Source organism: Companilactobacillus paralimentarius DSM 13238 = JCM 10415 (assembly GCF_001434985.1).
In the GTDB taxonomy this organism is placed as follows: domain Bacteria; phylum Bacillota; class Bacilli; order Lactobacillales; family Lactobacillaceae; genus Companilactobacillus; species Companilactobacillus paralimentarius.
On sequence record NZ_AZES01000054.1, the window covers coordinates 13706 to 38288 of the forward strand.

The following is a 24583-nucleotide window of genomic DNA, read 5'->3' on the forward strand; positions in this document are numbered from 1 at the left end:
AAAATACTAAGGGGATGTTTTTTTGAGTAAAAACGAAGAACAATATCGTAATCCAGACGCAGTTTTGGATGTTTATGAAAAGCCACCATTAAGCAGTTGGGCTTTCCTATCATTACAGCACTTATTCTCAATGTTTGGGGCCACAGTCCTTGTCCCTCTATTGGTTGGATTGGATCCAAGTATTGCTTTATTCAGTTCCGGTGTCGGAACTTTGCTTCATATTTTGATTACACACAGAAAAATTCCAGCTTACATGAGTTCTAGTTTTTCCTTCATTGTTCCAATGGTCTCGCTGATGAAAACAGTTGGGTATCAAGGTGTCGCCCAAGGTACCATTGCCGTTGGTTGCGTGTACTTAATTGTTTCTATCATTGTTGGTTTCGCTGGTTCCGACTGGATCGATAAAGCTTTACCACCAATCGTCGTTGGTCCTATCATCGTTGTTATCGGTATGTCAGTTGCCGGAAGTGCCGCTGATAACGCCATGATGAATGGTTCACATTATGACTTGAAGTATTTCGGAATTGCTATGTTTACACTTTTCCTAACTGTTCTTTTGAATATGTATCTTCGTGGTTTCTGGAGTAATATTGCTATTCTTTTAGGTATTGTTGGAGGATATATTCTCTCTGTCTTCTGCGGTATCGTTGACTTTTCTAAGGTTGCTTCAACACCTTGGTTTAAATTACCTGCCTTCGATATTATGTTTGCTAACTACATGCCTCACCAAATTTACTGGGGTGCGATTCTGAGTTTTGCGCCAATTGCCTTTGTTACTATGGCTGAACACTTGGGACACATCATGGTACTAGATGAATTAACTAATCGTGACTTCTTCAAAGATCCCGGTTTGCACAAAACTTTAGCTGGTGATGGTACAGCCTCAATCGTTGCTGCCTTTCTTGGTGGTCCTCCTGTCACATCATATGGTGAAAATATTGGTGTCATGGCTGTTAACAAGATCTTCAGTGTTTATGTCGTTATCGGTGCTGCCGTCTTCGCTGTCTTGTTTGGATTTGTCGGCAAGTTAAGTGCCTTAATTCAAACTATTCCTGGACCTGTAATCGGTGGTATCAGTTTCATGTTATTCGGTGTTATTTCTTCAAGTGGTCTAAGAATTTTGGTTGATAATAAAGTTGATTTCAATGAAAAACGTAACTTAATGATTGCTTCCGTTATCCTTGTTATCGGTATTGGTAATGCCTATCTTCAAATGGGTTCCTTCCAATTCACTGGAGTTGGTGTTGCTACAGTTGTTGGTATCGTTCTTAACTTGATCCTTCCTAAACATGCCCTCTCAGAAAACTGGGATGAAAAGAAAGATGACTGGAAAAACAAAGAAAAAGCTTAAATTGCTTTGATTTCAAAAAGATCCAAGATAATCGCTATCACTTTGATGGCAATATTATCTTGGATCTTTTTTACGTTCTATTTAAGTGTAAACAGTGTTCTATGTTTTGTAGTGGAAATGAGCTACGCAGGCCAATTTCTTCCGGTTTGCTCCGTTCTCTAATCGTTTAGTTCTGCTGACAAATCAGCTATTTGTTGTTTTATTTTATCTCCCCGATCGGTGTCCATAACAACTTTTCGTTCGATTGAATTTTCAACAATCTTTCGTTTCAAAATTACATCATTTAAGTCTTTTAATGAAGTTGACAAAGAAATAAATGGTTTCAACTTTAATAGTTGCATTCCATAAGAATCATACAACAGCGTAAAGCCCCCGTTATGCTCCATCTTTGGACGACCACCATTGACTTGAATAATCTTACCCTTAGACATAATAGGAAGATTTTCTTCGTCAGCATCTGGAGTATGACCAACAATAATGTGGCCTTCTTCACCAATTCCAAACTCATCTTTAACTCGATCGGCAAACCACTCTTTTTTACATAATTTATAGAAGGGATTCAAAGTTTCTTTCTGTAATTCCTCATCATCTATAAAGTAACGTTCAAAAGTGGTCATCTTATCTTTACCAAATAATGGCGAATCTTTTCCACACCAAAGATACCAGAGCACATCGGAATTGAAACAGTCACCCGTTGTTGGATGACGCATTGCATCCCGCAATATAATTTGGAAGTAGTCACTTAAATCTTTACCTAGATAATTACGGCCATCGATCTTCCATTTGACAAAGTTACCTTGCTCATCCGTTGGTACACAACCATGAAACAGCAAGTTACCGTTATGTTTGAGGTACATTGAGCCGTGGTCGTACATAAACCACATATGTTCGTTGAGTTTACTTGAATGGATAAACTGATTGATCAAATCGATCAAAACAACTTGTTCAGGATGTGAAATTTGATAAGGATTTCCCGGATTAACTAATTGGAAACATCCATTATCAATTGGATAATCCTTACCATCAATTTTGATTGATTTTTTGTCCTGACTCAACTTGTCTAAAAATAGGCGATCGTTCATCTCAAATTCAGGGCGACGCTTGATAGCCTGCCCTTCTAATTTAAATTGCATAATAGTAGCAGCCTGTTGAACACAATTATCAGTGATTCGATTTTCCTCAGATATGCCCGTTAAATCTACTTTTGGATCGAAGTTCGGTAATGGACGATAGCTGTGACGAGCCAGTTTAATCATAGAAGTCATGTCAATATCATAAGCATCATTTAATAATTCTAGATTGTCGTAACGCGCACAAATTCGGATCAAATTGAGCATACATAGTTTAGATCCCGCCATACTTCCCATCCAAAGAATATCGTGATTTCCCCATTGAATGTCAAAATTTTGCCAGTGGTTAATCAGATAATTAATCACCAAATCGGGATGTGATCCACGATCATAAATATCTCCAACAATGTGAATTCTCTCAATTGCTAAACGTTGGATCGCATGACTGATAGCAATAATAAAGTCGTCAGCCATATTTAAACGTTCAATACTCGACAACAAACCTTGATAGTAGAGTCGTTTATCCTTGAAATTAGTATCAATCATCAAAAGGTTTTCAGTGATATCCCAAAAATCCGGTTGAATGGCCTTTTGCACGAGGCTTTTAGGATATTTATTTGCTACATAACGTAGCATTTCAATTAAATTATTGAACGAATCCATATACCACTGCTCTAATTCATCTGCATCGGTAATTTTATTCTTAGTTTCTTTTAGGACTTCGGATGGATAATAAATCAAACATGACAGCTTCATTTGATTGACTGGCATCAACTTACCAGAAAAGACCTCTGATACCTTTTTACTGATATTACCAGCACCACTACGCATAATATGTGAGAAACGATCATAACCACCATGAACGTCACTGATAAAAGCTTCTGTTCCTTTGGGCAAATTTAGGGTAGCAGATAGATTGATAATTTTAGACTTGATCTCATTCTTATTTTCAATTACATTCGTGAATTTATTTCTCATTAATATATTCCCCCAAAAGCAATGCGTTCTATATTAATGATAGCGCATTCAAACTGAACTATACCAAACGAAAAGCAATATTCCAAGTATCACAGTTATATTTGAGTTAAAATTATAATCATAGGAGGTTAGAATATGAATTTAAAATTGGATTCTACTGTAACTTTGAATAATGGTGTTGAAATGCCCCAACTAGGTATGGGCGTTTGGAAAGTAAATAATACAGGTGCTTCTCAATCTGTCCAATGGGCTTTGAAACACGGCTATAAAGCTATTGATACTGCAAAACAATATGGTAATGAAACTGGTGTTGGTGAAGGATTACAAAAAGGCTTTGCAGATAATGGTCTCAAACGTGAAGACATCTTTTTAACAACAAAAATCTTTAATGGTGACCAAGGCTATCAATCAACACTCGACAACTTTGAAGGTCAATTAAAGAGATTACAAACAGACTATGTAGATCTTCTCTTGATTCACTGGCCAGTAGATGGCACATACTTGGACACATGGCGTGCATTGGAAACAATCTACAAAGAAGGCAAGGCACGTGCTATTGGTGTATCTAACTTCAATATTGAAAGATTAAAGGACATTCTTAAGAATTGTTCAATCAAACCCGCTGTTAACCAAATGGAATATCATCCCCTTTGCCAAGAAGTTGATATCAAGAACTTCTGTGACGAAAACAATATTCTACTTGAGGCATGGTCTCCACTTGGTGGTGGCTCCGTTCTAGGTGATACTAGATTAAAGAAAATTGCTGACAAGTACAACAAGTCAGTTGCTCAAGTTATTCTTCGTTGGGACTTACAAAATGGTATTATTACCATTCCTAAGTCAGTTCACGAAGAAAGAATTGTTCAAAACTCAGATGTTTATGACTTTGAACTAAGTGATGCCGATATGAAGGAAATCAACGGTTTCGATAATGATAAGAGAAGCCTTTGGTATGGTGATTTCTTCTGGAGTGGTAACCCTGATGGTTATGTTGATTCTGTTGAAGAATGGGACGACTAATTTATTATCAAAAAAAAGCTTTCTAGATTAATCTCTAGAAAGCTCTTTTTTATGCTGAAATTTCCTTATTATCAATAATTGAACCTAAATTGAAATTCAAAACATTATCCTGTTTATCAACAACAATACCGGTTAAATTGTAATGTTTGATGAAGGACATGAATTCCTCTTTCTTGGACGAAGAACCTACTAGAGCCCAAATACTGGCTTCAATCAAACTGCTTCTAATAACGGTTGTCTGATGGTTATCGGCTTGATTCATTTTATAAGTGTTACCTAAAAATTCATCATTTTCGAAGGTTGAAATAGCGCCATTTTTCAAATAATAAGTCGTCAAAATTTCTTCAGAGTTAGGAATGTTAATTTCCCAACGGAAGTCAGAATCTTGTTTGGTAGCAAATTTAATATTTTGATCACCACTTAAGTAAACTCCTACTACTTCAGGATTCTTCAAGAGCGGTTTGAGTGTTTCATCGAAAACCTGTTCAATTGCCCAGCTTCTAACTATGGTCGAAGGATCAAACTTACCTGCAAAATATGGTCTATAAATACCATTAGTCATTTGTTCTGACAGTATAGCCGAGTTATAAATTTGTTTAAAATCATTTGAAGTTGTCAGAGGTTTCTGATCGCCACGTTGAAACTTGGATACTAAAGAATCATATCTAAAAGCAGAAAATTGACGATCAATTTCTTGCAGACGTTCATCAATTCTTTCCGTTGCCACTTTTAAGAGCTCCATAACGGTAACGTTGGTTGTTAATGTTGCTAATTTAATTAAAAAATTCATATTCATTTGATTGATTGTTTTAGTTTTTAAATAATACTTTTCATTTTTCATTAGGGTACCTCGATTTCTAATTCTTAATACAATTCAAATTATATCGGACGAATTTGAATTATTTATGATTAAAATTAGAATAAAATGACAAAAAATAAAATGTATAACGTCGTTATACATTTTATTTTAAAGCTACTTTGTCTGTAAACCCATCACGAAAATTTTCCATACCGAGATTTTTATCAACGATCATCCCGGTCAGATGGTACCTCTCGATGAATTGTGGAAATTTATTAGTTCCTGCGGAGATTCCCGCTGAAGACCAAATCTTCGCATCTAAGGTATTGTTAGTTACAATCGTTACTTGTTCAATATTACTGGATTCTTTTCTCAAACTGTGAACTTCATTAGAAGTTGAAACTGCACCATTCTTCAAAAAATAAGTTGCCAATAAAATATCCAAATTATTGGGATCTTTGATAGCAATGCGCCAATTGAAATCAATATCAGGTCGACTAGCTAAACGAACGTCTTCACCGCATCTCAAGGATACTCCATCAATATTGTCCACACTGAGTAGCTTAATTAAGTATTGATTGAAGAGTTGATCAATGATCCAACCATTTAACAAACCAACTGGGTCATATTTGCCATTATAGTAGGAACTAAAATAATGTTGAGTCATTTGTTCAGCTGTGATTGTTTGTTCATAGACTTCTCTAAAGGTTTCTGAAATCATCAAGGCCGTTTCATCACCATCTTGAAATTTACTTAGGAACGAATTCCTATTCTCTACCGAGAACAATTCGTCATATTTTTTAACTTGAATATCGACTTGCTTAACAATTTGGTCCAAAATTGTCTGGTCAAAATTTTCTTCTTTAGGTACTGCCAGTTTAATCTCCAGTGGCAGATCAAATTTATTTAAAACGGTACTTATGTATTTATATTCAGTCATATTTATCACTCCTTTACGTAAAAAAAATACGTATGCTCATCTAATTTATCGATAAGTATACGTACTAAATGTGATGAAAATATGACCAAAGTTTGTGAAAAAAATTAAGCTTTTTCTTTATTAGAATTTAAAAGTAAATTCAAAATAATTGCTGAAAAACTTCCGACAACTAAACCATTATTTAAAATAGTTTGTAGTGTTGATGGTAAGAAATGGAGTAGAGTTGGTTGAACTGTTACTCCAAGTCCCAAACTGATTGAAACAGCCATAATCATAATATTATTATTGTTCATTTCAACTTTAGATAGCATTTTAATACCTTCAATACCAACGGTACCAAACATAATCAACATGGCACCACCTAAAACAGCATTAGGAATCAATTCTGCCACTGCACCGACCTTGGGGATCAACCCTAAGATGATCAAGAGAAAGGCTGAGAAGTAAACTGGCTTGTTCTTTTTAATTCCTGATAATTGAACAACCGCAACGTTTTGCGAGAAAGTTGAGTATGGAAAGGTATTAAAAATCCCTCCAAGAATAGCCGCTAAACCTTCTGAGGCATATCCACGTTGTAAATCATTCTCATCCAAATCACGTTTTGTCAATTCAGCCAAAGCATAGTAAACACCAGTTGATTCAATCATACATGTTAGAGCTGCTAAGAGCATAACAAGAATTGATGACCACTCAAACTTAGGCGTTGCAAAGTAAAATGGACGTGGTATTTGGAACCAATGTGCAGAACCGACACTTGCAAAACCAATCTGACCCATACCGATTCCCATTAAATATCCAGCCACAATACCAATCAAAACGGCGATCTGTTGAATAAATCCACGACCCCAAATACTTATGACAACGATAATTAATGCTGTTGAAAATCCTAAAATTAGATTAGTTGAGTTACCGAACCCCTTAGCAGTGGCATCGCCACCACCAATATTTTGGAAAGCTACCGGTATCAAAGTAAATCCAATCAAAGTTATTAGAGAACCAGTAACGACTGGTGGAAAAAATCTCTTTAATTTGGCAAATACTTTCGAAATTAACATGATAAAAATACCAGCCACGATAATAGCGCCATACATATAGGCTATTCCAAAGTGATGTCCTATATTTTGTAACGGTGTTACATATTCGACCGCCGATCCCAAAACAACCGGTAATCCAATCCCAGTCAAAGGTGTTCGTTTAATTTGTAACAGTGTGGCTACCCCACACATAAAAATATCTACTGAGATTAAGTATGTCATTTCCTTAGCGCTGAAGCCCAAAGATGCACCGATCAAGATCGGTATCAAGATATCTCCTGAGTACATGGCTAGTAAATGTTGAAATCCTAATAGCAGATTCTTAAAAAAAGAATCGCTCTTATCATTCATATTAAGATCCATTATTGCCCCTCCTATATTTAGAAAATTATAACATCTTTTCTGAAAGTTATTAAAGGCGAAGTTTGGATTAATTAAAACATTATCTATGATAGAATGAAGGCAGTATAAAATAGGAGGAATTCTAAGAGATGAATAAAAATCATTTAGATGACGCTTGTACAACTATCTTAGTTGGTAAAAACGCCAGTATCGACGGTTCAACAATGATCGCCAGAAATGACGATACATTTTTTGCCGTTGCCCCACACAGTTTCGTATTAAACCCTGCTGTTAAAGGTGAAAAAGGTCGCAAAGTTAAGTCATGGTTAAACGGCTTCGAATCCGAAGTTCCCGAAAATGGCTACAAATGGCCTGCAGTTCCTAACGTTGACTACAAGAAATTCGGTTACTATGACGAAAGTGGTATCAATGGTAAGAACGTTGCTATGTCAGCTACTGAAAGTACTTACGGTAATGAACGTGCATTAGCCTTTGACCCACTTGTTAAAGATGGTATGGACGAAGACGTTATTGTTCGTATGGTTCTTCCTTATGTTGATTCAGCCAAAGGTGCTGTTGAACGTACTGGTGAACTCATTAAGAAGTTTGGTTCACCTGCTGGTAACTCACTTCTATTCAGTGACAAAGACGACGTTTGGTACATGGAAATCGTTACAGGTCATCACTGGGTAGCTCAAAGAATCCCTGATGACAGTTATGCTGTTTGCGCTAACCGCGTTTCTATCCAACAAGTTGATTTCAATAACTCTGATGAATTCATGTGGTCAGAAGGAATCCAAGAATTTGTTGAAAAGAACCATTTGAACACAGACAAGACTGGTTTCAACTTCAGACATATCTTTGGTACAGACAATCTTAAAGACCGTCACTACAACACACCACGTGTTTGGTTTGGTCAAAAGTACTTCAACCCTGAGATTCAACAAGATCCAGAAGATGGTGAATTACCATTCATCATGAAGACAGATCACAAGATCACTGTTGATGATATTGAATATGTTCTAGGTTCACACTACAACGAAACACCTTATGACCCATATAGTCCATATGCTTCAGAGGATGACAAACATCGTTACCGTCCAATCGGTTTGAACAGAACTCAAAACTCACATGTTCTTCAAATCAGAAATGATGTACCTGAAGAATACGCTGCTATCATGTGGTTATGTATTGGATTCCCAACATTTACACCATACATTCCATTCTACACAAACATGAATGAAACAGACGATTCATATAATGACGCTTCACTCAAGTTTAACTTCAAGGATGCATATTGGATGTATAACGCTCTATCTGTTCTTGTTGAATCAAACTATAGTGAATTCATCCAAGATGATATCGACTACTTAACAGATATTCGTCAACAATTACGTGCTTCAGTTGCCGAAACTGATAAACTTGCCGCTAACTATTCAGGTGACGAATTAGTTGAATTCTTAACTGACAGAAACCAAAAGGTTGTTAAGGAAATGAGAGACAAGACACACGACTTCTTTGGTGAACTTTATACAAAGGGTATCAATCTTTCAAAACTTACATTCAATATGGATGCCAACCTATAAAATTAAACGATAATCTCTTTGACTCTTGATGAGTTGGAGGGATTTTTTGTTATATTTTATAGTCTATAATTATCTCCATATGGGCGACTCCTTACCTCACTTTATGCCCTTGCTTTCAAATTTAATTTGAACTATCTTTCTACTTAGAAATATTAATATATCGAGGTTTTTCAAAATGGAACCAACATTTAACAAAATGACTCCTGCCGGATATAAAGCTATTGAGCAAGAGATCAAGCATTTGAAAGAAATCCGTCCTGGAAAAATTAAAATATTGGCTGCCGCGGCGGCTTTAGGAGATCGTTCTGAAAATACTGAATATTCAACTGCTAAAAGAGATCTTGGTCACTTGGAAGGTCGTTTACGTTTTCTATACAAGCAGCTTCAGTACGCTGATGTCGTCGTCCCTGCTGATAATGATAAGCTCGACATTGGTAAATTCGTAACAGTTGAATTTTTGGATGATCATGACCAAGTTACCTATCAACTTGTCGGTAAACAGGAAGCTAATTTGACCGAAAATAAAATTTCTTTTGCTTCACCGATTGGTAAAGCTTTGGAAAATCATAAAGTCGATGATATTGTAACAGTCAGTGCACCAGATGGTTCTTATCAGGTAAAAATCATCGAAATCAAGTTAAATTAATTTTATAATTATTTAAATATGGTACGTACCAATTTTAAATAATGCCCGTTTAAAGCTACCTCTGTTACATACCTATTTCTGATAAACACCATGATATAAAAAAAAGAATAGTCAAAACTTGATAACCACGGGTATAATAAAGTATTGATTTTTTAGGAGGATGTTTTTTAATGGATGAAAGTAAAAAGTTGGCCAAGAAGACCCTTGATCGTGGTTTCTGGTTAGCATTTTGTGCTTCTGCTCTTTGGGGAGTTTCAGGTACCGTTTTACAGTTCGTTGCTAAGAACTTAAATATTCCTACAATGTGGTTTATTGGTACCAGAACACTTATAGCCGGTATCCTTTTGTTAGCAGTTGGCTTAGTCGTTTTACCTAAAAAGGAATTCTTTGCCGTTTTTAAAAATAAAAAAGATTTTCTAACTCTAGTTAGCTTTTCAGTCTTTGGTTTATTAGCTAATATGTTTACCTTTTTTCACGCTGTGAAGACCGGTAATTCATCGACGGCGACAATTTTACAGTACCTCTCACCTTTGTTTATCATGATTGGTGCCATAATCTTTACTAAAAAGAAAACTTCACGTGTGGACGTAATTTCCTTTGTCATTGCTTTAATTGGTGTTGTCCTTATGATTACTCGTGGTGACTTGGGACATCTCTCAATTCCGTTTATTTCCGTTCTTTGGGGTATTGGTAGTGGTATCACTGCTGCACTTTATATTACTATTCCACAAAAATTGATTGCTAAGTACCATGGAATTTTGATCACTGGTTGGGGAATGTTAATTGCTGGATTAATTTCTAATCTGTTCAATCCTTTCTGGGTCAACGCTCCAAAGATGACTGCTGGAAGTATTCTTGGTGTTGGTACAGTTATCTTGCTTGGTACTGTTCTAGCCTTTCTATTAATGGTTATCAGTACTAAATATACAACAGCCGCAATTGTTAGTATCACTGATGCCGTACAACCATTCACTACTTTAATTTTAAGTGTGATTTTCCTTCATTACGCGGTTAATCTTGCTGAAGTAATTGGTGCTGTTATTGTTATCATAGCTATTTATGTATTAAATCGTTATGATACCGAATAATTTAACTCTTGGAGTCGGATAATGGATTCGGCTTCTTTTTTTTTCACAATTTTGTTTTAATAAAGGTGTGCGTTAAAAGGAGGAATATTCGTTTATGAAAATATTTGCATATGGAATTCGTGAAGACGAAGAACCATCTTTAAGAAAATGGGAAGAGGCTAATCCTAATATTGAAGTAGGCTTCACTAAATATACTTTAACAGCTGATTCAGCTAGATTAGCTGAGGGTTCTGACGGTGTCGTAACATTACAGACTTCACCTTACACCAGAAAAGCTTTGGAAGTACTTAATAAATTAGGTATTAAGTATATTTCAATCCGTAATGTCGGCTTTGATAACTTCAACTTCAAAGATCTTAATGATCTTGGATTTACTTTAACAAATGTACCTGTTTATTCTCCAAATGCCATCGCTGAACATACCGTTCTCTTGATGGGTCGCTTATTACGCCGTGTGCCTGAATTCGATGAGAAATTTGACAATGGTGATTTCACTTGGGCTCCTACTATTGGTAAAGAGTATCGTGAACAAACAGTCGGTGTTGTTGGTACTGGACATATCGGTCGCGTGGTTATCAAAATTTTGCAAGGCTTCGGTGCTAAAGTCGTAGCTTACGATGTCTATCACAACGACGATATAGAAAAACAAGGATTATACGTGGATAGTTTAGAAGAATTATATAAACAATCTGATATTATTACCTTGCATGTTCCATTATTTGATTCTAATAAATATATGATTAATGACAAAGCCATTTCACAAATGAAAGATGGTGTTTATATCATCAATTGTGCCCGTGGTGAATTGATCGATACTGATGCATTAATTAAAGGCTTAGACAGTGGTAAAGTTGCTGGAGCTGGACTTGATGTTCTTGATAATGAAAATTCTGTCTTTGGTAAAGTTTGGAGTAGTATTGACAACATTCCAAACGAAAAAATCAAGAATCTAGCTAAGAGAACTAACGTTATCATTACTCCACATAGTGCCTTCTATACAGAAACAGCTATTCACAATATGATTACGACCTCATTCGATTCAAACAAAGCTTTGATTGAAGGACTTAAGCCAAATAATATTGTTGATACAACTAAATAGAATTTAAAAAAAGAGATACTCTTCCTTTGGAATAGTATCTCTTTTTTATAACGTCACAAACTCATACAACGGTGTAATTTGTATTTTATTCTTTTAATAGTAATAAAAATTTCAAAATTAATAATTATAATATAAGCCAGTTTAACAATATTTATAGATAATATTTTTGCTTTCTAAAATTAAATAAATTTACATTGAGCTACTTTTCCTCAAATAATTGTGCCAGTTAGTTTCTAGCCATTATATAACAGTGATAGAAATTTCAGACATCTTTTAATCAATCTTTCCGTTGCTATAATAAGGCTGATAACCTTTATTACAACTTGTAATTATTTTTCGAGGAAGGAATTGATTATATGGATGTATTCAAAGTCCTAAAGTGTCTGCCAATACTTATTTGGATTACTCTATTATTCTTCCTTTCATTAACAACGACAACAACTACTACTTTAGCCGACAGTGCCACTGAGGATCAGGAAGCAATTAACAGTGCTCCTACAGGACTTGATATTCATAAGTTTTTTAAAATTTCTCCGCCCCTAAATAATGATATACACGATCCATTTACAGATAATGACGCTCAAACCACTAAAGATGGAAAAGTTCTCGATTTAGCTACTGGTTCTGGTTCATATGGAGCAGCTTGGTCAGACACTTCAGCTGGAAATTACATAGACATCCGTAAGGATCAAACCGTCTCTGCTTGGTTATATTTTGGTGCAGCCACTAATAATGAACTTTTGAACGGTCAAGGAATGGCCTTAGTTTTACAAAACGATCCTCGCGGTTATAACGCTGTGGGAGCTGGTTATCAAGGACTTGGTGTTTATGGATACGACAAGGCAACCACCTCATATTATTATTTTACAGAAGGATCTCCTACTGTAGCTACCCCCGATTATATTGCTAGTACAGCTGTTAAAAACAGTATGGCCTTAGAATTCGATAGTCAAATAAACGATGCTCTTTCATCAAGAGACGAAGCTCCCATCCAACTCAATTATGAATCGGGAGTAATCTTTCCAGGTATAGGTACTTACTATTACACACTAAATGGGTACGATACAAAAGATACGGCTAATAAATTCCCCATTCCTTCTACGTACCCCAATAATTCTAAATTCGGAGCTAGTGGTGGATACGGACATATTGCAGTAACTTACCCTGGCTTAGCAACTAGTTATGCGCTTTTACCTATAGGAGTTTCCAATCAATCCAATTCTGCCTGGAAGGGTTTTACGAGTGCTGCTTCCATCATTCATTCTGGAGCCAAGTCGGCACAATTAGTTGATGCTGGTACAGACGATAATCCTATTTATTGGCATCATGTTACCTTTACTTGGAAACACGCTTCAGATGGGAAACCAGCGCAAATAAAATATGCTTTCAACGATAAATATTTAGATGGAACAATTAACAATGATGGTAGTAATCTTGGTGGATATCCTCGAGTTGATCAAACCGTAGACGTTGATCATAATATTTTTGGAGATATTAAAGACAATAAATTATATTGGGGATTTACCGGTGCCAATGGAAAATCGAGTGGTATTTACAGTAAATTGGTAGTATTCGAATCAATCCCTGCGCTAGTTCACGCTGATGCAAAAGCATCTATTACTGATAATACTTTGGGTAAAGTGATTACGGATGACTCGACCGATAAGAATATTGCTCATGGTGATAAATTAACAATCAACTATAATGTCAATTATGATACTGAAAATAGTCGTGTTGATTGGAATAAAATTGCTGCCGAAATTGATTTACCAACTAATATTAATTATGATTCTGATAGTAATGGCAATATTGCCACAATTAATTACAAAAATAGCTTAAATGGAAATACCAAAACTGAATACATTAGTGGTACGAATTTAAATGCTCAATCTTTGAAATTCAATCTAGCCGAGAACCTAGGTAAGATTAGTGATACCGCTTATACCAGTGCTGACATTTCAATCAATGGCATAGCCGATAATACAACTGACCACGATATCGACGTACCTGAAGAACCAGCCAAATTCTCAGGTGAGAATCAAATCTCTACAACTAGTACTCCAAACTTCAAAGTCACTTATCAAAAAAATTGGTTATTAACTTTTAAAAATCCTGATCCAATAAATATCGTCTATAGTGATGCTAACGAAAATTTAAATTTACCCACACAGCTCAGTTATGACAAAAACCACCACTTCAAAACAGAAGATCCTATTCGTTACGATATAAGTGTTGGTGATAAAACATATAACGCCAGCACTCAAGCCAACTCCACCGATACATCAGCCCTTGGAACTATTCCTTTAAGAAGCATTGTCGGTGATGATTTCTGGAACATTTTTAAAGAAAAAACTACTCAGAAAGTCACTGTCACCGCTACGGACAAGGACGATATTAAGTCAAACACCGTTACATATATTATTAATGTTTTACAAAATAAATTTTTAGACGTGAATGCATCAAAAAATCTAGACTTTCAAGATGTTAACTATTTATCAACTAATGAATATTTAAAACGAAAAAGTGGTTTTTCCGTCAGCGTTACAAGTTTAAGAAATCCTTGGAAACTATCCGTTTCAACCTCAGAAATAAAAAAAGGCAATGTCAAATTTAATGGAACATTAGTTTATAGAAAAAAAGATGGAACTGTTTATGACTTAACTTCAGAAGAAGTCCCCATTGCCGAAAACAACGTTGCTAGCGATCAATTAGTAACAACAGTAATTTCAAAAAGCTGGACAGATAATACCGGACCATTATTGAAACAAACTGGAATTAGCGAGGTTGGAAAGTACAGTGGAACCGTAACTTGGTATGTCACTAACAGTATTTAAAAAGACGTTTGACAAAAGATAATCCAAGGTGTAACTTATTCACCAACCAAATAATTAAAATCTATTTAATCAAATTAGACGTTGAAGAGAAGAGTAAATTAATCCAGTAATTTTCCAGTGACCGTCAGCCAGTGAAAAGACGGAATGAACGATTAATCGAAGATGAGCTTGGAGTCTTATCCTAGTGCAAGCTAGGAATACGCAAGGATGCGATATCATCCCGGACATGACAGTGTCGTTGAGGTATTTTGTGTAAGCAAAGTATAAATTAGGGTGGTACCACGAGTAATCGTCCCTACAGTGCAGGTAAATTCTGTATTGTAGGGACGATTATTTTTTTTACTCTCTCTTAACGACAAAGTCGATTTAGAGAGAGTTATGGGAATGTTCGGAGATCATTCGTTTCCCCTTTTCTCTTAACCGCGCTCATCATCTCAACCAATACAAAAAAAGATTAAACAGACTCAGGAGGATTTTCATATGACAGTTAAAACAACAAGCAAAATCGGATTCCAACATGTAGGAAGTTTTCTAAGACCAGACGTTCTCAAGCAGGCCCGCCAAGATTATTTCAATAACCAAATTACTCAAAAAGAACTCACAACAGTTGAAAATGAAGCTATCAAGGATCTCGTTAATAAAGAAGTCGCCGCAGGTTTAGACTACGCTACTGATGGTGAATTTCGTCGTTCATACTGGCATCTGGACTTCTTCTGGGGTTTTGAAGGCATCGACCATATTCACTATGGCGAAGGTTATCATTTTGCCCATGAAGAAACTCGTGATGATACTGCTATCTTATCAGGACACATCAAATTCAATCCTGAAACTCATCCTTTCATCAAAGATTTTGAATTTCTCAAATTACTGACTGATAATCTAGATATCGAACCTAAACAAACGATCCCTGCTCCTTCACAACTCTATGTTGAATTGATTCGTGGAACTAACGACGAAAAAATCAAAGAATTTTATCCAAATATTAACGATTTATATTTGGATATCGAAAAAGCTTATCATGACGCCATTTTAGCTTTCTACGATAAAGGTGCCCGTGTCATTCAATTGGATGACTGTTCATGGGGATTATTCCTAGATGAAGACTTTTTAAATACTCCTGATGGTAAAGCTTATGCCAACTCAGGTATTCAAGATATTCTTCTTGAGCTAAACAATAAAGCTATTGAAAATCTTCCTGAAGATTTAACTATCAATACCCACGTATGTCGTGGTAACTACCACTCTGACTTTGCTTTCTCTGGCGGTTATGGTCCTGTCGCTGACACACTATTTGCTAAAGAAAATGTTGATACCTACTTCTTAGAATATGATTCTAAACGCGCCGGCAACTTTGAACCACTTGCCAAAGTATCAGGTGACAAAAAAGTTGTTTTAGGCTTAATTACAACCAAATCTGGCGAACTTGAAGATCGTCAAGAAGTCATTAATCGTATTAAAGAAGCTAGTCAATACTTGCCATTGGATCGTCTCTGGTTATCAACTCAATGTGGCTTCGCTTCTACAGAAGAAGGTAATGTTCTAACCGAACAACAAGAATGGGCTAAGCTTAAATTGGTTAAATCAATTCAGGATGAAGTCTGGGGATAATAATCATTGATAGCGCTTTCAACAAGAACTATAATATAAGTAAGGATTAAAGTTTATCTATGTTGGAGGTACTGATTATGATGAAAATTTTAGCAGACTTATTCAACAGAATTGTAGACTACACACTTCATTTTGATTGGTGGTAAACCCGCTTACAAATCTGTAAGAACAATGTAAGTAGATCAAATGTAAAAAGATAACCAAAGCCTTTAGTATATTTCTCAGGAGGTAACGCAAATGAGAAGTTTTCTAAGGGTTTTTCTTTTAGGTATTGTTATTATAGGATTAGGATATTTAGGTGCTTGTTTCTACACTAAGGACAACACAAGTCAGGTTTCACAAGCATTTAACAACTACAACATCTTAGTCAAACGTGAACCTAGATATGTAAAAATTGATAATAAAGATGCTAAGGATAAAGATGGCTACGGTAATTACACATACAATTTGAAGAGTTACGATCAGGATGGTAAAGAACATCCCATCGAATTCATGGGTATGGGTAAATTGAAACAGAATCATTATCTTAAACTTGATACTAAAGGTAGTTACGTCTATTCATATAAAGAAGTTTTCAAAAAAGACATCCCTAGTGATGTCTACACTAAATTGAATCTATAATATTAGAAATAAAAGCAGTATTTACTTAGGACAAACACAGCACATTCGAAATTTAACTCCATGTGCCTTAAGTTCTAAATAAATACTGCTATTTTTGTTTCAAAAATTTAGAAGAAAGTTAATAGTCAGAATTCAATTTGACCACAACAAATTTGATAACTAAAATAGATAAGTTACTACTTTCCATTTTAGGGGTTCAAATTATGTCAAAACAAATCAAAAAATCACTGTACATCATGGTCTTTGGAACTTTCTTCGGTGTCTTGTGTTCAACATTGATGAATACCGCTTTACCAACCTTTATGCGTGTTTTCAATGTCAATTCTTCCACCGTTCAATGGCTAACTAATGGATATACATTAGTCAATGCCATCATGATTCCTACAAGTGCCTATTTTATAAAGAAATTCTCTTTTAGACATTTATTTATTGCCTTTTCTTCTATCTTTTTAGTTGGAACTCTATTAGGTGCCGTAGCTAATTCATTTATATTAGTTATCGTCGGCCGGATGATTCAGGCCATTGGTACTGGTATGATGATGCCTTTGGTCAACGTACTTGCCATGCAATATACCGACAGAAGCAAACAGGGAGCTGTCATGGGAATTATTGGGTTAGCCTTTAATTTCTCCCCTATTATTGGACCAACGTTGTCTGGAGTAATATTAGAGTACTTTGCTTGGCAATATCTCTTTATCTTGATCTTACCATTCATCATCGCTGTCGTTTTGTTATCGATTTTCTTATTACCACAAATTGAAACGGCTGAGAATCCTAAATTTGATACTGTCAGTTTGATCACCATCAGTTTTGGACTTCTCTTCTTATTGACCGGTTTCTCCAATATCGGACAATCAAATCTCTTCACCTTTAACGTCTTAGGTTATACCGTAATTGGTTTAATTTTGATTGTTATCTTTTCGATTATGGAAAATAAGTCATCCAAGCCGATTATTAATTTCGAAATTTTTAAGCATTCACAATTTACTTTTTCGACTGTTATCAATATGCTGATTGTTTTAACTATGTATGGCAACACTATTCTTTTGCCATTGATGATTCAGACAATCCTTCACAAAAGTCCGTTGATCTCTGGGTTAGCTCTTCTACCTGGAGCAACTTTAACAGGATTCATGTCCCCTGTCAGCGGTCGATTTTTTGACAAATATCCTATCAAACGAATTGTGGTCACAGGTGTATTGATCGACTGCTTTGGTACCTTCATGCAAGCCGTTATTGACGTTAACGCGTCAGTTTTAATGTTAACAGTAGGACAAACCGTTCGTCAGTTAGGATTAGTATTGATTTTGATACCTATTCAAACCCACGCCCTAAGCTCTTTGCCTAAGAAATATATTTCTGATGGTGTGGCTACTTTCAATACTTTAAGACAGATAGCTGCTTCCTTTGGAACAGCTATTATTATTGCTGTTATTACCCTAGCTGACAAAGTCATGACTGGTAGCACCGTTAACCAGGCCACCGGCATTCAAGCTGGATTTCTAGCATGCTTAGGATTCCTAATTGTCGCTCTGATCATGACCCATAAATTACATCGACCTGATATCGATTAATTAACAAAAAAGAGGTGTTCATACTAACTAACTAATTGGTAGATATGAACATCTCTTTTGATTTGAATATGAAAACTTAAACAAATTTGAATTACTGGTTCTTTTTTGGTAAAAATTTCCAACAATTTACTAAATTTTCCTATTAATTTATTCATATAGAATGACTATAATTATTTTAGAACAAATACTAATCATAGGTTCCAGGAGGAGCATAGTTTTGTTAACTAAAATTTTTCTCGATAGTGCACCACTAATTACTAGCCTCTTTTTCATTATGGGAGCCTTTATTGTTTTTCAAATCCTCTTTGCAGGAATTAGATTGGTCTTTAAAGTCATTCATAAAAACATTGATAAATATCTTCTACGTTCGATTCTGGGAATCATCTATATTCTATCTTTATTGTTCATAATGCAACTTTCAATCCGTGACAAGAATCAACCTTGGATCTATGTTAATTTTCAACTAGTCTCCATCATTTTTTATACTGTCATATTAAGTGTTCCGTTTAAATATCACTTATTTGGACCGATCGTCGTTGCTTTTATGATTTTTAACTCAGCTTTAAGTAGTTGGGAATCATGGTGTTTGGCGATTGTTTTGATTGCATTCTATTATTCACTGAACTATGTCAAAAACCATACTAAAAATAAATTTCCCTTTTCCGTCTATTTATTGATCAGCCTAATCTCAGGGTTCGCCTATTGGTTCTTCATTAAGGTCAAATTTTCTATCAGCAATCCCATATTCTTCAAACAAGTCATCTACTTATTAATCATTGAGTTGTTTACCTTTGGCTATATCGCTATTCTTTACACTGACTTAGAATCAAGAGCTGCTCTGTTCCAAGATGCTACGCATGATAAATTGACACATGCTTACAACTATGATGCCTTTGATATCGATTTTAGATCACTCTTCAAGGATAACGTCATTTCAGATGGAAAGTTCACTATGATGATGTTCGATATCGACCATTTTAAGAGCATTAATGATACTTATGGACATTTAGGAGATAAAGTTTTACAGACGGTAGTCAGGGTCGTACAGTCTGTACTCGCAAAGAATGACAAGAATATTAAACTGTATCGCACGGGTGGTGAGGAATTCAATATTATCTTTCCTCATTATCATGTCAAAGAAACTCAAGCAATTGTCAAAGAAATTTTTGAAGCTGTTAATCACACAGAAGTGGATGTCAAAGAAAATAAAATTCATATCACTATTTCCGTAGGTGTATCCGAAATCAGCAAAAAAGATGTTTCGGTCAATGACTTTTATTCTCGAGTTGACAAAGCTTTATATCATTCAAAACGTAATGGTCGTAAAGAGATCACTATTATCTAGTAGGACAAAAAGAGCTAACAGATTAAATCTGTCAGCTCTTTTTGTCTAATTATTTAGATTCTTTTGCGTCGCGACCTCTTAGGAAGTCAAGAACAGCTTGTGTATGGGCACGTTTTTCTGCACCATTTTTTTGGTTTACAGGACGGCGGTGGCCAGTCATACCTTTATGTGTATTTTGTGACATCTAAAAACCCTCCTTCCCGTTACAATTTAACTTATCTTATTAACCCTATTATTGTAAAGGAATTATAAATATATTTCAACCATTTTTTGTGTTGAATTTCAAGTAAAATTACCAGAAATATTTCACAATTACTATGTTGAAATAGAAAATCCCGACTGAACGAAATATGTCAGCCGAGATTAAACAAGTATCAATTGTTTTCTATTTTTTATTACTCTGTAACAGCTTCTTTGTCTTTAGAAGTTGCTTCTTCTGTTTCTTCAACATCAACAGTTTCCTTGCTCTTATTGTGAACACGGAAAGCCAAGATGAATCCGAAGACAGCTAAAATCAATGTAAACATGAATCCATAATGAGCACCGTTAGTGAAGGCTAATTTTGCTGAATGTCCACCATTAGCAAAGTAGTTAGCTTGACCTGTACTCAAAAGAATTGTGGCAATACCAGTTGCTACGGCACCAATAACTTGTTGGAAAGTATTGATGATAGCAGAACCATCTGCGGATTGATATGCATCCAATGAGTTGAGTCCATATGTTTGTGAGGGTGACATAGCCAATGGAACACCGATCATCAAAACAATATGGGCTACAATGATATAACCTAAAGAACTATTTGAATTACTAAATAGGAACATTGCTGAACCAACGATAGAAATTAGGAAGCCTAAACGAGACATCATCTTAGCACCAATTTTATCGTAGGCACGACCTGCACCAAATGAAACGATAGCATTGATAATACCACCTGGTAACATTACAACACCAGTTAAGGCTACAGCGATACCTAAACCATTTTGTAAGTACATAGGTAGTAAGTACATAGCTGACAATGTAATACCAAAGTTTAACATAACTAGAACTGAACCCGTTAAGAATTCTGGAGTTTTCAAAACCGAGAAATCCAAAGTTGGAGTCTTGGCATGCAATTGTTGTCTGATATAGATAACTAAGAAAATGATACCTACGATCAAGGCAACCAATGCTGTAGCGATGTTTTTGCTCAAGAAACTGATACCAAAAACAATCAAACCAAAACTGATAGTTGAAAGAGCAATAGCTAACCAATCAACTTTTGGTTTAGTTACTTCAAATACGTTAGTCAAATTCTTTTCCATAATGACCAAACCGATCAATAGGAAAACGATAAATGACCAGAAAATATATCTCCATGACAATGCACCCAAGATAATACCTGAAATTGTAGGTCCAATAGCTGGGGCAAACATAATAACTAGAGCAGCCATACCTAGAGCGGCACCTAGTTTATCAGGTGGGAAGATTCTCATAGCAATTGAAAACATAAGTGGCAAAATAATTCCGGTAGCGATACCTTGGATCATTCTACCTGCCAAAAGCATTGGGAAATTCATTGCTAATGCGGAAATTGCTGAACCAACGATGAAGTCCAACAAACCAAATCTAACTAATCCCCTAGTTGAGAAGTGTTTTGTTAACAAACTAGAAAGCGGTAAAACAATTGCAATTACAAGCATATAACCTGTAACTAGCCACTGTGCTGTTCCTGTTTCGATATTAAAAGCTTTCATGATTGATGGAAGGGCAATATTCAATGAAGTTTCACTAAACATTCCTACAAATCCACCGATTAAGACACCCAATAGTGACAAGATTGGATGTTCGGGTCTTGTATTAATTTTTTGAGATTGACTCATAATTTTCCTCCAAATTGTTGCAACAGTGGATTAATATACCAGAAAAAAATTATTTTCGTAAGTGTTTTCTGAAATTTCTTTATGTTTTTCATTAAAATAGGTAAAAAAGTGAAAAAAATAGGGATGTTACTAGGTATTAAAACCTAATAACATCCCTATTGAATTAATTTCTATCTATTAATGGAACGTGCCATACGAACAATTGCATGGCGTTCACCACGAATAGCTTTACTCATTGCAAAGATATTTTCAAATGGTGATTGAATTCCCCAAGCAGCATCACCGACGTGTTGAATATCTACACCATCGATCTTGTTTCTGATGGCTACATTTTCGATATAGCTACTACCTGATCCTTCTTGGCTAGTTCCAATTGTACTCATAACAAGTGCACCTTTATCATGAGCCAACTTAACAACTTCTTTAAGTTCAGCATCATCAAAACCAGGCACCGTTCCTACAGCGGGAACCAAAATCACATCAGCTCCGGCTTCAAGAAAGGCATTTACGGATTCTTCACTGACAACTGGTTCATCAACCCCGGCTCCATGCATCTTTCCAGCAATAACTAGGCCATGGAAGTTCTTCTTTGCCACTTTGATGTTGGCAGCAATCTGAGCGTTGGTAACACCTGTACCTGGATTACCAGTCAAGACAACGAAGTTGAAACCTAGCTTTTCTACTTCCTGCAAAGTTTTTTCACTTGCCATACGGCCTTCAGGAATAATTAAGCGATCTTCGGCCATTTTAGCGTTAGGATCAACTGGTTCCAAGTTAACACCAATTGGACGTCCAACTAATTTTTGAAGACGATGAATACTTTCACCATCATGATGAGCTTTAGCAGTAGCCAAAGTTTCTTCACCAGGATAAAGTCCCAAGATAATTGGATTCAATACATCCAATCCGTTGAGTAAAATCAAATCGGCTCCAAAGGCAGCAGCGATTTCTGAAGTTGTGATACCGTCCATTGGTTCATGACCAACAACATTTTCACTCAAAACAACTCGACCTTCACTGGCTTTGATACTTTGCTTCAATTCGGCTCCGTCCATTGCTAACATATCGCTGGTATCTGCACTGATTAATCGTTTCACCATATTGAAAATTTCTCCTTTATTTTCTTTTAAGCAACTACTTCTTTACCTGCTTCTTCAATCTTTTGTTGCTTATTCATAGCAATTAAGAATGGGAAGTACATTAGAATATCAAGCACAATATTTACGGCTTGTAGGGCTGATCCAGTCCAACTATTCGTTACTAAGAATCCAGAAATAATTGGAGGCATGGTCCATGAGGCCATTGTACCATTACATAATGGAACTAATCCTGTTGCCATTGCAAAATAAGTTGTAATGGCATTTATACAAGGTGCCACAATAAATGGAATAATTAAAGTGGTGTTTAAAACAACTGGCAAACCAAACATTGTTGGTTCATTGATATTAAAGATACCTGGTGTAATAGTCAAAGGTCCCATAACATCTAATTGTTTACTTGATCTCTTCATAAAGATCAAAATACCAATACCCATAACAAGTCCAATAGTGGCACCACCACCACCCATGTATACGAAGTTATCCATAAATGGTTGAGTAATGATATGAGCATGATGAGCTAAATCAAGATGTCCAGCTTGGAACAATACACGGTTAGCATCAGTATTCATTAACCAAATAGGTGAAATAATTGGATTAATAATATTTCCACCGTGAATACCGATAAACCAGAACAAACTATTAAGCATAATTGCTACAATAGTTCCTCCAAGAGTATCTCCCAAGAGACCTAGTGGTTTGGATAGGATATGGAATAATAGTAAATGAATATTGCCTAATCCTGTCCATGTAAAGATTGCGTAAAGAGCACCAAAAATAGTAATAACTACAGCTCCAGGAATTAAAGCACTGAAACTTTTTGCAACTGCGGGTGGTACTGTGTCTGGTAATTTAATTTGAATATCGTTATTAATAAACCACTGGAAAATCCATCCAGCTAATAATCCTAATAGAATAGCAACAAACAATCCTTGACTTCCTAAGAAGTTGTAAGGCATTCCTTCAACAGGAACTTTATCACCACTCATAATACTTGGTGTTACAACAAAATATGCTGACAAAGCAATAACCCCTGCTGATTTTCCATCAGTTTTATATTGCTCTGCGTAACTTGCAGCGATACCGAAGGCACTAACTAGTCCAATTAAGCCAAATGATCCGTTAACTATCTTGGCAAAAATTGATGCGACAGTTGCTCCCTTAATAGTTGTCTTAGCTAACCAAGCTGTCCATACAGGTATTGGAAAGTTATTGATAACCATGAATAAAGAACCAATGATAATAAGTGGCATTGATATTGCAATACCATCACGAATTGCAATCAAAGGTTTCATTTGCCCTAATTTAACAGCGATTGGCATTAAATGTTTCTCAACAAAGGCCATGAAGCCTCCGCCCTTTTTACTGTTAGCCATAATAATTTGCTCCCTCAAGATTTTTTGCAACCGGTTGCATAAAGAACCTTATCATGATGGTATAGTCCAATCAATAGCAATCTGTTTTTTTCGAAAAAATATATTTTGTATGATTTAAAAATATTGATATTGACATAACAATTTTTATTATAAAAAAGGCGGCTTTACATAACGCCATTGGTTAGCTTTTTCCAACGATTAACTGACTGTGTGAACACAATTTTGCATAACGGTAGGAACTTGTTTTTTTATTTGTGACAACGACGAATTTACAATTGAAGTGCAACGAGTAAGAAGAAAATAAAAAAGAACTCAT

The 24583-nt window shown here is 35.6% G+C and carries 19 protein-coding genes; 11 read left to right on the forward strand and 8 right to left on the reverse strand.

Going from position 1 to position 24583, the window contains the following annotated elements; genetic code table 11:
- Positions 1-22 precede the first annotated feature (22 nt).
- Positions 23-1351 (forward strand): uracil-xanthine permease family protein, encoded by a 1329-nt coding sequence (locus tag FD33_RS05630; RefSeq protein WP_025085118.1) that lies wholly within the window; start codon positions 23-25, stop codon positions 1349-1351.
- 158 nt (positions 1352-1509) lie between these two features.
- On the opposite strand, the gene FD33_RS05635 is transcribed toward FD33_RS05630, so the two are convergent.
- Complete coding sequence (locus FD33_RS05635) at positions 1510-3399, reverse strand: fructose-bisphosphatase class III (protein ID WP_025085119.1); 1890 nt, start codon at positions 3397-3399, stop codon at positions 1510-1512.
- A gap of 135 nt (positions 3400-3534) precedes the next feature.
- On the opposite strand from FD33_RS05635, the gene FD33_RS05640 reads away from it, so the two are divergent.
- A complete protein-coding gene (locus FD33_RS05640) occupies positions 3535-4419 on the forward strand; it encodes an aldo/keto reductase (RefSeq protein WP_025085120.1) in 885 nt (294 codons plus the stop codon).
- A 49-nt stretch (positions 4420-4468) separates the two neighbouring features.
- Here FD33_RS05640 and FD33_RS05645 read toward each other — a convergent pair whose 3' ends face one another.
- The 3 genes from FD33_RS05645 to FD33_RS05655 form a co-directional block, all read right to left on the reverse strand.
- The gene (locus tag FD33_RS05645; RefSeq protein WP_025085121.1) at positions 4469-5260 is read right to left on the reverse strand and encodes an FAD:protein FMN transferase; all 792 of its coding nucleotides are present in this window, start codon (positions 5258-5260) and stop codon (positions 4469-4471) included.
- Between the two features lie 121 nt (positions 5261-5381).
- Positions 5382-6158 carry an FAD:protein FMN transferase gene (locus FD33_RS05650; RefSeq protein ID WP_025085122.1) on the reverse strand — a complete coding sequence of 259 codons (777 nt, stop codon included), beginning with the start codon at positions 6156-6158 and terminating at the stop codon, positions 5382-5384.
- 104 nt (positions 6159-6262) lie between these two features.
- Entirely contained in the window at positions 6263-7555 is a 1293-nt protein-coding gene (locus tag FD33_RS05655) for a nucleobase:cation symporter-2 family protein (RefSeq protein ID WP_034544070.1), read from the reverse strand.
- A 128-nt stretch (positions 7556-7683) separates the two neighbouring features.
- Between FD33_RS05655 and FD33_RS05660 the strand changes: the two genes are divergently transcribed.
- From FD33_RS05660 to FD33_RS12880, 9 genes are all read left to right on the forward strand, one after another.
- The gene (locus FD33_RS05660; RefSeq protein ID WP_025085124.1) at positions 7684-9120 is read left to right on the forward strand and encodes a C69 family dipeptidase; all 1437 of its coding nucleotides are present in this window, start codon (positions 7684-7686) and stop codon (positions 9118-9120) included.
- Positions 9121-9295: 175 nt separating this feature from the next.
- Complete coding sequence (gene greA, locus FD33_RS05665; protein ID WP_025085125.1) at positions 9296-9766, forward strand: transcription elongation factor GreA; 471 nt, start codon at positions 9296-9298, stop codon at positions 9764-9766.
- A 170-nt stretch (positions 9767-9936) separates the two neighbouring features.
- Entirely contained in the window at positions 9937-10854 is a 918-nt protein-coding gene (locus tag FD33_RS05670; protein ID WP_025085126.1) for a DMT family transporter, read from the forward strand.
- A gap of 94 nt (positions 10855-10948) precedes the next feature.
- Positions 10949-11953: a D-2-hydroxyacid dehydrogenase gene (locus FD33_RS05675; RefSeq protein ID WP_025085127.1), complete on the forward strand. Its 1005-nt coding sequence runs from the start codon at positions 10949-10951 to the stop codon at positions 11951-11953.
- A 356-nt stretch (positions 11954-12309) separates the two neighbouring features.
- Positions 12310-14787 carry a hypothetical protein gene (locus FD33_RS05680; RefSeq protein WP_056955830.1) on the forward strand — a complete coding sequence of 826 codons (2478 nt, stop codon included), beginning with the start codon at positions 12310-12312 and terminating at the stop codon, positions 14785-14787.
- A gap of 480 nt (positions 14788-15267) precedes the next feature.
- Positions 15268-16395: a 5-methyltetrahydropteroyltriglutamate--homocysteine S-methyltransferase gene (locus FD33_RS05685; protein WP_025085130.1), complete on the forward strand. Its 1128-nt coding sequence runs from the start codon at positions 15268-15270 to the stop codon at positions 16393-16395.
- Positions 16396-16632: 237 nt separating this feature from the next.
- Complete coding sequence (locus tag FD33_RS05690) at positions 16633-17016, forward strand: YxeA family protein (protein WP_025085131.1); 384 nt, start codon at positions 16633-16635, stop codon at positions 17014-17016.
- 203 nt (positions 17017-17219) lie between these two features.
- The gene (locus FD33_RS05695; protein WP_056955831.1) at positions 17220-18590 is read left to right on the forward strand and encodes a DHA2 family efflux MFS transporter permease subunit; all 1371 of its coding nucleotides are present in this window, start codon (positions 17220-17222) and stop codon (positions 18588-18590) included.
- 217 nt (positions 18591-18807) lie between these two features.
- A complete protein-coding gene (locus tag FD33_RS12880) occupies positions 18808-19935 on the forward strand; it encodes a GGDEF domain-containing protein (protein WP_158136970.1) in 1128 nt (375 codons plus the stop codon).
- Between the two features lie 49 nt (positions 19936-19984).
- Here FD33_RS12880 and FD33_RS13030 read toward each other — a convergent pair whose 3' ends face one another.
- The 4 genes from FD33_RS13030 to FD33_RS05715 all read right to left on the reverse strand — a co-directional run bounded on the left by FD33_RS13030 (position 19985) and on the right by FD33_RS05715 (position 24267).
- Positions 19985-20119, reverse strand: coding sequence for a hypothetical protein (locus FD33_RS13030; RefSeq protein ID WP_264372430.1), 135 nt, complete (start codon positions 20117-20119; stop codon positions 19985-19987).
- Between the two features lie 211 nt (positions 20120-20330).
- Complete coding sequence (locus tag FD33_RS05705) at positions 20331-21794, reverse strand: DHA2 family efflux MFS transporter permease subunit (RefSeq protein WP_025085132.1); 1464 nt, start codon at positions 21792-21794, stop codon at positions 20331-20333.
- A 170-nt stretch (positions 21795-21964) separates the two neighbouring features.
- Positions 21965-22894, reverse strand: a complete 930-nt coding sequence (locus tag FD33_RS05710) for a DUF7916 family protein (protein ID WP_056954826.1) — start codon at positions 22892-22894, stop codon at positions 21965-21967.
- Positions 22895-22920: 26 nt separating this feature from the next.
- Entirely contained in the window at positions 22921-24267 is a 1347-nt protein-coding gene (locus FD33_RS05715) for a PTS sugar transporter subunit IIC (protein ID WP_025085133.1), read from the reverse strand.
- Positions 24268-24583 lie beyond the last annotated feature (316 nt).

What these genes read in the sequence shown, in the direction of transcription:
- FD33_RS05645 (WP_025085121.1), bottom strand. Translation starts at nt 5,260, where the DNA reads ATGAAAAATGAAAAGTATTATTTAAAAACTAAAACAATCAATCAAATG.
- FD33_RS05640 (WP_025085120.1), top strand. Translation starts at nt 3,535, where the DNA reads ATGAATTTAAAATTGGATTCTACTGTAACTTTGAATAATGGTGTTGAA.
- FD33_RS05675 (WP_025085127.1), top strand. Translation starts at nt 10,949, where the DNA reads ATGAAAATATTTGCATATGGAATTCGTGAAGACGAAGAACCATCTTTA.
- FD33_RS05705 (WP_025085132.1), bottom strand. Translation starts at nt 21,794, where the DNA reads ATGAGTCAATCTCAAAAAATTAATACAAGACCCGAACATCCAATCTTG.
- FD33_RS05655 (WP_034544070.1), bottom strand. Translation starts at nt 7,555, where the DNA reads ATGGATCTTAATATGAATGATAAGAGCGATTCTTTTTTTAAGAATCTG.
- greA (WP_025085125.1), top strand. Translation starts at nt 9,296, where the DNA reads ATGGAACCAACATTTAACAAAATGACTCCTGCCGGATATAAAGCTATT.
- FD33_RS05660 (WP_025085124.1), top strand. Translation starts at nt 7,684, where the DNA reads ATGAATAAAAATCATTTAGATGACGCTTGTACAACTATCTTAGTTGGT.
- FD33_RS13030 (WP_264372430.1), bottom strand. Translation starts at nt 20,119, where the DNA reads ATGTCACAAAATACACATAAAGGTATGACTGGCCACCGCCGTCCTGTA.
- FD33_RS05715 (WP_025085133.1), bottom strand. Translation starts at nt 24,267, where the DNA reads ATGGCTAACAGTAAAAAGGGCGGAGGCTTCATGGCCTTTGTTGAGAAA.
- FD33_RS05680 (WP_056955830.1), top strand. Translation starts at nt 12,310, where the DNA reads ATGGATGTATTCAAAGTCCTAAAGTGTCTGCCAATACTTATTTGGATT.
- FD33_RS05710 (WP_056954826.1), bottom strand. Translation starts at nt 22,894, where the DNA reads ATGGTGAAACGATTAATCAGTGCAGATACCAGCGATATGTTAGCAATG.
- FD33_RS05650 (WP_025085122.1), bottom strand. Translation starts at nt 6,158, where the DNA reads ATGACTGAATATAAATACATAAGTACCGTTTTAAATAAATTTGATCTG.
- FD33_RS05685 (WP_025085130.1), top strand. Translation starts at nt 15,268, where the DNA reads ATGACAGTTAAAACAACAAGCAAAATCGGATTCCAACATGTAGGAAGT.
- FD33_RS05635 (WP_025085119.1), bottom strand. Translation starts at nt 3,399, where the DNA reads ATGAGAAATAAATTCACGAATGTAATTGAAAATAAGAATGAGATCAAG.
- FD33_RS05695 (WP_056955831.1), top strand. Translation starts at nt 17,220, where the DNA reads ATGTCAAAACAAATCAAAAAATCACTGTACATCATGGTCTTTGGAACT.
- FD33_RS05670 (WP_025085126.1), top strand. Translation starts at nt 9,937, where the DNA reads ATGGATGAAAGTAAAAAGTTGGCCAAGAAGACCCTTGATCGTGGTTTC.
- FD33_RS05690 (WP_025085131.1), top strand. Translation starts at nt 16,633, where the DNA reads ATGAGAAGTTTTCTAAGGGTTTTTCTTTTAGGTATTGTTATTATAGGA.